13 protein-coding genes are annotated in these 11,745 nt (G+C 37.8%); all 13 read left to right on the top strand.

From position 1 onward, the window contains the following. Position 1: 1 nt before the first annotated feature. Entirely contained in the window at positions 2 to 1,051 is a 1,050-nt protein-coding gene (locus tag PY091_RS06610; RefSeq protein ID WP_275648919.1) for a hypothetical protein, read from the top strand. Positions 1,052 to 1,112: 61 nt separating this feature from the next. Next, positions 1,113 to 1,889: a dTDP-4-dehydrorhamnose reductase gene (gene rfbD, locus PY091_RS06605; protein ID WP_275648918.1), complete on the top strand. Its 777-nt coding sequence runs from the start codon at positions 1,113 to 1,115 to the stop codon at positions 1,887 to 1,889. A gap of 32 nt (positions 1,890 to 1,921) precedes the next feature. After that, a complete protein-coding gene (gene rfbB / locus PY091_RS06600; RefSeq protein WP_275648917.1) occupies positions 1,922 to 2,983 on the top strand; it encodes a dTDP-glucose 4,6-dehydratase in 1,062 nt (353 codons plus the stop codon). A 6-nt stretch (positions 2,984 to 2,989) separates the two neighbouring features. Further along, the gene (gene rfbA, locus PY091_RS06595; RefSeq protein ID WP_275648916.1) at positions 2,990 to 3,859 is read left to right on the top strand and encodes a glucose-1-phosphate thymidylyltransferase RfbA; all 870 of its coding nucleotides are present in this window, start codon (positions 2,990 to 2,992) and stop codon (positions 3,857 to 3,859) included. Continuing rightward, a complete protein-coding gene (gene rfbC, locus PY091_RS06590) occupies positions 3,859 to 4,404 on the top strand; it encodes a dTDP-4-dehydrorhamnose 3,5-epimerase (RefSeq protein ID WP_417956979.1) in 546 nt (181 codons plus the stop codon). The genes rfbA and rfbC overlap by 1 nt, the downstream gene beginning before the upstream one ends. A gap of 25 nt (positions 4,405 to 4,429) precedes the next feature. Then, positions 4,430 to 5,227 (top strand): 3'(2'),5'-bisphosphate nucleotidase CysQ, encoded by a 798-nt coding sequence (cysQ, locus tag PY091_RS06585; RefSeq protein ID WP_417956977.1) that lies wholly within the window; start codon positions 4,430 to 4,432, stop codon positions 5,225 to 5,227. Continuing rightward, positions 5,228 to 5,662, top strand: a complete 435-nt coding sequence (locus tag PY091_RS06580) for a DUF2061 domain-containing protein (protein ID WP_275648913.1) — start codon at positions 5,228 to 5,230, stop codon at positions 5,660 to 5,662. After that, positions 5,644 to 6,234: an adenylyl-sulfate kinase gene (gene cysC, locus PY091_RS06575; RefSeq protein WP_275648912.1), complete on the top strand. Its 591-nt coding sequence runs from the start codon at positions 5,644 to 5,646 to the stop codon at positions 6,232 to 6,234. The genes PY091_RS06580 and cysC overlap by 19 nt, the downstream gene beginning before the upstream one ends. Then, a complete protein-coding gene (cysD, locus tag PY091_RS06570; protein ID WP_275648911.1) occupies positions 6,234 to 7,139 on the top strand; it encodes a sulfate adenylyltransferase subunit CysD in 906 nt (301 codons plus the stop codon). The genes cysC and cysD overlap by 1 nt, the downstream gene beginning before the upstream one ends. A gap of 5 nt (positions 7,140 to 7,144) precedes the next feature. Beyond that, positions 7,145 to 8,398, top strand: a complete 1,254-nt coding sequence (gene cysN, locus PY091_RS06565) for a sulfate adenylyltransferase subunit CysN (protein ID WP_275648910.1) — start codon at positions 7,145 to 7,147, stop codon at positions 8,396 to 8,398. A 3-nt stretch (positions 8,399 to 8,401) separates the two neighbouring features. Continuing rightward, on the top strand, positions 8,402 to 9,262 hold the full coding sequence (locus tag PY091_RS06560; RefSeq protein ID WP_275648909.1) for a sulfotransferase: 861 nt from the start codon (positions 8,402 to 8,404) through the stop codon (positions 9,260 to 9,262). After that, a complete protein-coding gene (locus PY091_RS06555; protein WP_275648908.1) occupies positions 9,262 to 10,572 on the top strand; it encodes a nucleotide sugar dehydrogenase in 1,311 nt (436 codons plus the stop codon). Before PY091_RS06560 ends, PY091_RS06555 begins: the two co-directional genes overlap by 1 nt. Then, positions 10,553 to 11,734 carry a glycosyltransferase family 4 protein gene (locus PY091_RS06550; RefSeq protein WP_275648907.1) on the top strand — a complete coding sequence of 394 codons (1,182 nt, stop codon included), beginning with the start codon at positions 10,553 to 10,555 and terminating at the stop codon, positions 11,732 to 11,734. Before PY091_RS06555 ends, PY091_RS06550 begins: the two co-directional genes overlap by 20 nt. Positions 11,735 to 11,745 lie beyond the last annotated feature (11 nt).

Here is an 11,745-nt window from a genome sequence, read left to right as displayed (position 1 = left end):
TATGGCAGACCAACCAGTAAATCAGAATAGTTCGGATGAAATAGATTTGGGACAGTTGTTCCAAATGATCGGCAGGGGCTTTCAAAAGTTCTTCAATTTCATTGGTAGTATTTTTAAGGGCATTTTTCATGTAATTATACTGTTTCTCCTATTTGTTCAAAGGAACTTTATAATCATTACTGCCGCTGTGGTTATTGGTGGCATAGGAGGTTTTGTTTTGGATAAAGTATTGCCCGAAAAATATGTTTCCAAAATGGTGGTAGAGCCGAATTTTAATAGTGTTCAACAGCTATACAACAATATTGCGTTTTACAACGATTTGGCAAAGGCGCAAGACTCTGTAGCATTGGCCACCGCGTTGAATATTACCGAGCATGAAGCAGCTACAATCAAGGAAATTTTTACGGACTCCTATTCAGATGAGAATCAAAAAATTAAACTGTTTGATGAATTTATCCGTGGTTTGGATACTACGACTGTAAAAGCCATTGATTATGAAAATTATCTCAACAACTTCAACTCAATGGATGCCAGGTTCCATCAAATATCTATGATCAGTACGGATAACAGGGTGGCCAAGAAAGCTCAACCTGCTATTATCAATTCCATTTCTGTAAATGAGTATTTCAAGCTTCAGAAGAAAATCAATGACGAAAACTTGGACCTTCAGGACACTATTTATAGGAAACAATTGGAAGAGCTTGATTCTTTACAAAGCCTTTATAGAACCGTATTGGTAAAGGAAGCGGATAAACCAATGCAAGGAACTAGTATTAACATGGCTGAATCAGGCCAATCAAGAAGTAGGGAGCTTGCTTTGATACAGGAGAAGGATATTCTTAAGGAAAAGTTGGTGGAATTGAATGAAGAACGTGCGAATAAATCCACTATTGTAAATGTAATCAGTGATTTCCCAACACGTGGCGTGGAACAAAAAGGTATTTTGAACAGCTATAAATTCAAACTTCCATTGGTGCTTTTAGCCTTGGTTTTTGGAGTTTTGGCATTATTGGAAGTCAATAAATACCTTAAGGCATACAAGAAGGAATAGTTAGCCTCTTTACATAAGGAGTAATTTTGATATTGAAGAATATCAAATCAAAAAAAGAAAAATGAGGAGAGTCTTGGTAACAGGTGCCGGGGGTCAACTGGGGCTTACATTTCAAGAAACAGCCGATGATTTTCCGGAAATAACCTTTGATTTTAAGACATCAGAAGAACTCGATGTTTCAAATGCAAATCAGGTTCTGGCAACTTTTCAAAACGGCAATTATGACTATTGTATAAATTGTGCGGCCTACACCAATGTTGAGCAAGCAGAAAATCATCCCGAAAAGGCATTCGAGATAAATGCGGACGGTGCTAGGAACATAGCCAATGCTTGTAAGAAGAATAAGGTTACTCTGGTACAAATTTCAACAGATTATGTTTTTGATGGTGAAAAGGAAACGGCCTATGAAGTTGGGGATGACACGAATCCAATAAATGTTTATGGGAGGTCTAAGTTGGAAGGGGAAAAACTAATTCGAGAAATTCTACCCAACCATTTTATAATTCGCACATCTTGGTTGTATAGCAAAAAACACGGACATAACTTTTATCGTACAATTCTAAGAAATGCCCAGGCAGGAGAAGAGTTGCGTATTACGGATGCCCAAAGGGGGTGTCCAACCAATACCGAAAACTTGGTAAAATTTATTTTGCTTCAAATGGTATTGGGTAACAAGTCATTTGGGATTTATCATTTTACAGATGGCAAGCCCATGACATGGTACGATTTTGCTAAACAGATACTGGAGGAGAATGGTTTGTCGGATAAGGCCAAACTTGTATTGGATGCTAATTATCGTACATTAGCAAAGAGGCCGAAAAACAGTGTTCTCTCTTAACAAAGAAGATGGAAATATTAAGGGGAATTTAAATGGATAAGAACATTCCAAAGAATATTTTAATTACTGGAGGAGCCGGTTTTATTGGTTCCCATGTAGTTAGACGATTTGTTTCCCAATATAAATCTTACAATGTTTTTAATCTCGATGTATTAACGTATGCTGGGAACTTGGAAAATTTGAAAGATATAGAGCAAGCTCCCAACTATACATTTATTAAAGGAGACATTTCCGATTCAAATTATATCAGTTCTCTTTTTCAAAAACAAATGTTTGATGCAGTAGTTCATCTTGCTGCAGAATCACATGTTGACCGTTCCATTACCGACCCAATGTCTTTTGTCAAAACTAATGTTCTGGGTACTGTTAATCTATTGAACAGCTCAGTGCAATTGGCGAAGGAGAATCCAGATTTTCTTTTTTATCACATAAGCACGGATGAGGTTTATGGTAGTTTGGGAAAAGATGGGTTTTTTACCGAAAAAACAGCGTACGATCCCAACTCCCCCTACTCTGCTTCCAAAGCAAGTTCCGATCATTTTGTGAGGGCATATGGCGAAACTTATGGATTACCATATATAATTTCAAATTGTTCCAACAACTATGGTCCCAATCAATTTCCAGAAAAGTTGATACCGTTGTTTATTAACAATATCATTCAAAATAAACCGTTGCCCGTTTATGGTGACGGGAATTACACCCGAGATTGGTTGAATGTAAAGGATCATGCAAGAGCAATTGATTTGATTTTTCATAAAGGGCGAAAGGGCGAAACGTACAATGTTGGGGGATTCAATGAAAGGAAGAATATTGAATTGACCAAATTACTGTGTCGATTAATGGATAAAAAACTCCACCGGGAAGAGGGCACATCGGAAAAATTAATAACTTTTGTTAAAGACCGCCCAGGACATGATTTAAGGTATGCTATTGATGCGACTAAAATCAAACAAGAATTGGGCTGGGAACCTTCGGTAACGTTCGAAGAGGGACTCGAGAATACCATAAATTGGTATTTTGATAACAAGGAATGGCTGGACAATGTTACTTCAGGGGATTATTTGGAATATTACAAGAAGCAATATCAAGTATAGGATAAAATGAAAGGAATCATATTGGCAGGAGGAACCGGTAGCAGGCTGCATCCACTTACCTTATCGGTAAGCAAGCAGTTGATGCCCATATATGACAAGCCAATGATTTACTATCCCTTGTCCACCTTAATCTATGCTGGAATAAGGGAAATATTGATTATTTCCACACCAAAAGACCTACCACTCTTCAAGGAATTATTGGGAGATGGAAAACAATATGGTTGTTCCTTTGCCTATGCTGAGCAAGCATCCCCGAAGGGTTTGGCCGAAGCATTTATAATAGGTGAAGAATTTATTGGTAAGGAAAAGGTTGCCCTGATTTTGGGAGACAACATCTTTTATGGCAGCGGTTTGTCCAAATTGTTGCAAGCCAACAATGATCCAGATGGGGGCACCATATATGCATATCGAGTAAATGACCCGGAAAGATATGGTGTAGTGGAGTTTAATGATGAGGGAAAAGCCATAAGTATCGAAGAAAAACCCCAAAAACCCAAATCCAATTATGTTGTACCAGGCATATATTTTTACGACAATGATGTTGTAGGTATGGCCAAAAGTATACAACCCAGCGCACGGGGAGAACTAGAGATTACCGATGTAAACCGGGAATATTTAAGAAGGGGAAAACTCAATGTGAGTATTTTAGACAGGGGAACCGCCTGGTTGGACACCGGAACGTTTCAGGCACTCATGCAAGCTTCACAGTTTATAGAAGTCATTGAAGACCGTCAGGGATTGGTGGTTGGATCCATAGAAGTTGCCGCTTATGAGATGGGCTACATAGATGAAAGCAGCTTCAGGAAGTTAGCACAGCCTTTGATTAAAAGTGGCTATGGTGAACGATTATTGGGAATTTTGAACAAGGAGGCATGATCAAAGCAACAGAGACCAAGTTAAAGGGGTGTTTTATCATTGAGCCCACCATATATGAAGACGAACGGGGCTATTTTTTTGAGAGTTACAACCAAAAGGATTTTTGTGAAGCGATAAACCAAGAAGTAACTTTTGTGCAGGATAACCAGTCCTACTCCAAAAAAGGAGTGTTGAGAGGATTGCATTTTCAAAAAGGAAAGTATGCCCAAGCCAAATTAGTATCTGTGTTGGAGGGAAGAATTCAGGATGTTGTGGTCGATTTGCGTAAAAATTCCCCTACTTTTGGCGAGCATTTATCCATAGAGTTGAGCAGTGAAAACAAAAAACAATTGTTTGTACCCAGAGGGTTCGCACATGGATTTTTGACCTTAAGCAATCATGCAAAAGTTTTTTATAAGTGTGATAATCATTACAATCCTAATGCCGAATCAGGAGTTTTTTACGATAGCCCTGAATTAAAAATTAATTGGTTAATTGAGCCGAGCAATTTGCTCGTGTCTGAAAAAGATAAGAGCTTGCCAACCTCATTAAAACCATTAACTTAAATACTGAAAATTGACCTTAACAGATTTGAACCAAAAACTTCTTCTGGCGATTCAAGCATCGATAAAGGCAGGCCATGCTATAATGCAAATATATGATTCTGTTGATTTCGGAACCGAATTAAAACAGGATAACTCCCCATTAACACTCGCTGATCTTGAATCCAATAAGGTTATAATGTCCTATTTGGAAAAAACGAACATTCCAATAATAAGTGAGGAAAATAAAAACTTAGACTATGACCAAAGAAAAAACTGGGACTTCTGTTGGATGGTCGACCCACTTGATGGCACTAAGGAGTTTATTAAAAGAAATGGGGAGTTTACAGTAAATATTGCATTGATTAATAAAGGAGTACCTGTTCTTGGTGTAATTTATGTACCTGTAAGTGGAGAACTTTTTTATGCCAATGAGGAACTAAATGAAGCGTATAAGGTTGTTGTAAATCATGAAACGGAGTCGTACGAGAAATTGTTGGGTCCTAACAACCAAATAAGGCAAAAAAACAGGGAAAATTCAACAATAATTAAAGTTGTTGGAAGCCGCTCTCATATGAACACCGAAACCGAACTCTTTATTAAAAGAATTAAGGAAAAAGGTAAAGATGTGGAGATTGTATCCAAAGGAAGTTCCTTAAAATTTTGTTTGGTAGCGGAAGGAAAGGCTGATATATATCCAAGGGTGGCGCCAACTATGGAATGGGATACTGCAGCAGGCCATGCCATATGCAGTGCTATGGGATTAAAGGTGACCAACTGGGAAACAGGAGAAGACTTGGTGTACAATAAGGAAAACCTTTTGAACCCATTTTTTTTAGTAAAGTAAATGACTCAGACGGTTTCCTTTAAAAGGCATTTGGCCAAAACCATTACTTGGAGATTAGTAGGTACACTGGATACCATTATGCTCTCATGGGCAATTACGGGAAATCCTTTTACCGGACTTAAGATTGGTTTGGCTGAAGTTATAACCAAAATGGGCCTGTATTATTTACATGAAAGATTTTGGGTCAAAGCAAGTGTTAGTGATAGTAAAAAACGTCATTTAATAAAAACAATAACTTGGAGGATTTTGGGAACTTTGGACACCATAATCCTATCCTGGGTCATTTCAGGGAATCCTTTTACTGGACTTAAAATAGGATTTGCCGAAGTAATTACTAAAATGATTTTATACTATTTTCATGAAAGGACATGGTACAAGATCAACTACGGGCTCGATAAAAGAAAACGCGCTAAAAAATGGAAGAGAACATCATAAGGCACGATTATAAAATCGGAATGAAAGAAAGAAGAGAGAGCAATTCTCATAATTCATTCCTTATTTTTTTTACAGGACTTTCTGGTTCAGGAAAATCCACGATTGCCTGTGCATTGGAGCAAAAGTTATTCCATGAAAACATAAAAACGTATGTCCTTGATGGAGATAATGTTCGCAGGGGAATCAATAAAGGTTTAGGGTTTTCCAATGAAGATCGTTCCGAAAACAATAGACGGATAGGAGAAATTGCCAAGTTATTTGTCGATGCAGGAATTGTTGTATTGGCAGCTTTTGTTGCTCCTTTTGAAAAAGACAGGAACTTCATCAAAGAAACGGTAGGAAAAGAAAATTATATAGAGGTTTTTGTGAACACCAGTTTAGATGAGTGCGAAAAAAGAGATGTGAAAGGGCTGTACAAAAAAGCTAGAAAAGGAGAGATAAAGGATATGACCGGGATTTCCAGTCCATATGAAGTACCTTTGCAATCTGATGTTGTAATATCGGAAAAAGAGTCTATAGAAGAAGCAGTTAATAAAATATACGAATTGATTCGGCACAAATTACAATTGTAATGAGTAAATATTATTTAAACTATTTAGACGAATTAGAGTCGGAAGCAATTTTTGTTCTGAGAGAGGTTTGGGCACAATTCCAAAACCCCGTTATTCTTTTCTCGGGCGGCAAAGATTCTATCGTAGTTACCCATTTGGCAAGAAAAGCTTTTCATCCCAGCAAAATTCCTTTTGCACTAATGCATGTGGATACAGGGCATAACTTTCCAGAAACCATAAAATTTAGGGACGATCTAATTGATAATTTTGGGGTTAGACTTATTGTGGGCTCCGTACAAGAGTCAATTGATCAAGGAAGGGTTGCCGAGGAAAAAGGCAAGAATGCTACAAGAAATGCATTACAAATAACCACTTTGTTGGATGCGATAGAAGAAAACAAAGTTGATTGTGCAATTGGTGGAGGACGAAGGGATGAAGAAAAAGCTAGAGCCAAGGAGCGTTTCTTTTCCCATAGGGATGATTTTGGTCAGTGGGATCCCAAAAATCAACGTCCAGAATTATGGAACCTTTTCAACGGAAAGCACTTTGAAGGAGAACACTTTAGGGTGTTTCCAATTAGTAACTGGACCGAAATGGATGTTTGGAATTACATTAAGCGAGAGAATATCCAAATACCATCTCTTTACTTTGCCCATGAACGGGAAGTGGTTTGGAGAAGTAACTCTTGGATTCCAAATTCAGAGTTCTTAAAACTGGACGAAGGTGAAGAGGTGGTTACTAAAAAAATACGTTTTAGAACACTAGGTGATATCACAATAACTGGCGGAATAGAATCAGACGCCGATACGGTTGAAAAAATAGCTCAAGAAGTAGCGGCTATGAGACAAACGGAACGAGGGAACAGAAGTGATGACAAACGCTCCGAAACTGCAATGGAGGATAGAAAAAAACAAGGATATTTTTAAAAGATATGTTGGACAATAATCAACTATTACGGTTTACTACAGCAGGTAGTGTGGACGACGGAAAGAGTACATTAATAGGAAGGCTCTTATTCGATTCAAAATCAATTTTTGAAGATCAATTAGAGGCCATTGAAAACACGAGTAAACAAAAGGGGCACGATGGAGTTGATTTAGCTTTATTTACCGATGGATTGCGTGACGAACGAGAACAGGGCATCACTATAGATGTTGCCTACAGGTATTTTACAACGCCCAAAAGAAAGTTCATAATTGCAGATACTCCAGGGCACATTCAATACACACGCAACATGGTAACCGGTGCTTCTACCGCAAATGCTGCCATAATCCTGGTCGATGCTAGGCATGGAGTAATTGAGCAGACAAAAAGACATGCGTTTATTGCTTCACTACTCCAAATTCCACATGTAATCGTATGCATAAATAAAATGGACTTGGTTGATTTTTCAGAAGAAGCCTATAATACAGTTATTTCCCAGTTTGAAGAGTTTTCATCCAAATTGCTTGTAAAGGATGTGCGGTTTATTCCGATTAGTGCCTTGTTGGGGGATAATGTAGTAAACCGATCTAAAAATATGGATTGGTACCAAGGAGCCCCCCTATTGCACACATTGGAAACCATGCATATCAGCAGCGACATCAACAAAGTGGATGCTAGGTTCCCTGTTCAGACCGTTTTAAGGCCACAAAGCGAGGAGTTTAGGGACTATCGAGGCTATGCAGGTCGAATGGCAAGTGGAGTATTGAGAAAAAACGATGAGATAACCGTTATGCCCTCTGGATTTACCTCAAAAATAAAATCAATCGACACCTTTTCTGGTGAGGCAGAAGAAGCTTTTGCCCCTATGTCGATATCCATTACCCTTGAAGACGATATCGATATAAGCAGGGGGGATATGATTGTTCGTTCCAACAATAAACCAGAAGCTCTACAAGATATAGAAGTGATGCTGTGCTGGTTGAACAATAGTCCAGCAAAGCCAAGGGCCAAATATACAATCAAACATACCTCAAATGAACAAAAAGCAATGATCAAGGAGGTTTTGTACAAAATAGACATCAATACGTTGAACCGCAGTTCTGACGACACTGAAATGTCCATGAACGACATTAGTAAAGTTCGAATAAGGACCACAAAACCTTTGATGGTAGATTCTTATCGAGAAAATAGAACTACCGGAAGTATTATTTTGATAGATGATGCCACAAATGAAACAGTAGCAGCAGGAATGATCGTTTAATGTATGAAACAAAAGCTGATTTATATTCTTGGCGCTGGAAGAAGCGGCACAACAATTTTGGATATTGTATTGGGTAATTGCTCGGACAGTATTAGCCTTGGGGAAATAAACCGTTTTTTCAAAAGAAATGGAATTGCACCAAAAAGGGAAATCGACAGTAAAGAATATGTTTTTTGGGATAAGATAAAAGGGACCTTTGATAAGAATTTGGAAGGAGACTATTCCAGATTTAAAAAGGCATTTGACAAAAATGAATACCACACCCATTTCTTAAAGCCGCTTTTGTTTGGAAGCGACAAATTTTATCAAAACACATTAATTAAACAGTACGAATCAATTGCGGAACACACAAAGGACAAAAAAGTGCTTATTGAGTCTTCCAAGTATCCGGCAAGGGCATTAAATGTTTCAAGTGCTCTAAAAGATAAAATGGAGGTGGGCTATGTCTACTTAAAAAAAGACCCGGTTAAAGTTGTATCGTCCTTCGGCAAAAAAGGTTTGGAGCAGCCGGCCAAGCCCTTTTTGGCATCAAACCTGTATTATTTTACGATTAATGTGTTCTGCTATTTAACTGTCTGGAAGCTCAGAAAAAGAGGGCACAATGTTGTAGTGTTAAAATATGAAGATTTGATTGCAGAGCCTTTAAGAGTGTTGGACAGAATAGGAAGTAGACTAGGGATAGAGGTAGAAGCAGCAAAGGACAAAATAAAAGATGACGAAGCTTTGGATACTGGCTATCTGTTTGATGGGAATAGAATAAGATTAAAAGACAATATTGTTTTACAAAGAGATTTAAAAAAGGTAGATAGGAAAGGGTCAGCCTACTATTTTACCAGAGTATTTAATTATTTAATATATCGTTAATGAATATTAGTGTTTTTGGACTCGGATATGTTGGTGTTGTTAGCTGCGCATGTTTTTCAAGAGAAGGGCATAGAGTCATAGGTGTGGACATAGAAGAAACAAAAGTTAACTTGATCAATAGTGGTAAGGCCACTATAATTGAAAAAGGACTGGAAGAGCAGATAAAGGATTCCGTAGAAAAGGAAAGGTTAACGGCCACCAAGAATTTTGAGGAGGCAGTAATGGAAAGTGATGTTTCTTTTATATGTGTTGGCACTCCAAGTTTGGCAAATGGATCAATCAATCTGGCTTATATCTATCAAGTAGTCAAACAAATTGCAGAATCCATTAAGGGGAAAGACTCCTTCCACACAATAGTGATTAGGAGTACGGTAAAGCCAGGAACACTCAAAACCTGTACAGAAATAGTTGAGGACATATCCGGGAAAAAAGTAAATGAAGGTTTTGGAATGGTTTCAAACCCCGAGTTCCTGAGAGAAGGTTCTGCCATGAAGGATTTTGTGGAGCCCCCTTACACCATTATAGGAACATACAGTGAAAAGAGCGAATCGGTATTAAAGGAACTGTATGGAAGTATAGAGGCACCTATTTACTGTATTAAACCAGAAGAGGCCGAGCTTATTAAGTATGCCAACAATAATTTCCATGCACTTAAAATTTCGTTTGCAAACGAAATAGGCAATATATGTAAAGAACACCAAGTAGATGGGCATAAGGTAATGGATATTGTTTGTAAGGATACCAAACTAAACCTCTCTCCTTATTACATGAAGCCAGGGTTTGCTTTTGGAGGATCTTGTCTGCCAAAAGATGTTAGGGGGTTGACCAATATTGCCAAAAAATTGGATTTGGAAACACCTCTTTTATCAAGTCTATTGGTCAGTAACCGATATCAAATAGATAGAGGGTTGGAATTGATATTGTCCGCAGGCACCAAGAAAGTTGGTTTTTTGGGCTTTGCCTTTAAATCGGGAACGGATGACCTTAGGGAAAGTCCTATTGTTGAGGTTATTGAAACACTCATAGGAAAAGGTTTCGATCTAAAGGTTTATGATAGCAATGTTCATCTATCCTCTCTAATGGGCAAGAACAAAGAGTATATAAATAGCCATATCCCACATATTTATAAGCTTTTAAAAGAAGACATAAATGAAGTTATAGAAAAATCCGATGTCCTGGTCATCGGTAATAATTCAAAGGAGTTCAAAGAAATTTTACACAAAATACCCAAGGATAAGACGATTATTGACTTGGTAAGAATTGATAACGAATTGACAACATCGGACAACTATGTCGGAATTTGCTGGTAAACACATTTTAATAATTATAGAAAACCTTCCTGCACCCTTCGACAGAAGAGTATGGCAAGAGGCAACTACCTTAAAGGAAAATGGGGCCAATGTTTCCATTATATGCCCAAAGATGAAAGGATATACCAAAAGCTTTGAGAATATCGAAGGGATAGATATTCACAGGCACCCTTTGAAGGAAGGAAGTGGTGCCCTAGGATATTTAGTGGAATATTCGCAAGCAATTTTTTGGGAGGCATTGCTTACCTTCAGAATCTTTATAAAGAAAAGATTTCATGTGATACATGGTTGCAACCCTCCAGATTTGATTTTTCTAACGGCAATGTGGTACAAGATATTTGGAGTTAAATATGTGTTCGACCATCACGACATAAATCCAGAACTTTACATATCAAAGTTTGAAAAAAAGGGCTTTTTCTATAACCTTATGGTGTTGTTTGAAAAGCTGACCTTCAAAGTTGCCAATTATAGCATTGCTACCAATGAATCTTATAAAAAAATTGCCATAGAAAGAGGTGGCATGCCAGAAAACAAAGTTCAAGTTGTCCGCAGTGGTCCAAAATTGGACAGACTTAAACTAATGCCGCCGGATGAAACCTTGAAGAAAGGAAAAAAATACATGGTAGGTTATGTTGGTGTTATAGGAGAGCAAGAAGGTCTCGACCTTTTGTTAACTTCAGCAGAATACATTGTTTCCAAACGGAATGATGTTCATTTTGGTATTGTAGGTGGGGGAACCCATTTGGCAGAGATAAAAAAAGAATGTTCAGAAAGAGGATTAGAGAATTATTTTGACTTTTATGGAAGGGTAGATGATGAGACTATGTTGAGGGTGTTGAACACTGCTGATGTTTGTGTAAACCCTGATAAGCCCACTGCTATGAACGACCTTTCTACCATGAACAAAATAATGGAGTATATGGCGTTAAAAAAACCCATTGTACAATACACCCTTAAAGAAGGTAAATTTTCGGCACAGGAGGCCTCTTTGTACGCCAAAAACTCTGACCCAATCGACTTTGCTGAAAAAATATTGACATTACTTGACAATGATGAGCTGAGAGCCAAGATGGGGGACTACGGATATAAAAGGGTTATCAATGAGTTGAGTTGGGATTATGAGAAAAATAAATTATTGGATATTTACAAAAAGGTTATTTAAATAACCTTTTT

Source organism: Flagellimonas okinawensis (assembly GCF_029194005.1).
GTDB classification, from domain to species: Bacteria; Bacteroidota; Bacteroidia; order Flavobacteriales; family Flavobacteriaceae; genus Flagellimonas; species Flagellimonas okinawensis.
Note: the sequence above shows the minus strand (reverse complement) of the source record. Positions and strands in the feature narration are given on the sequence as shown.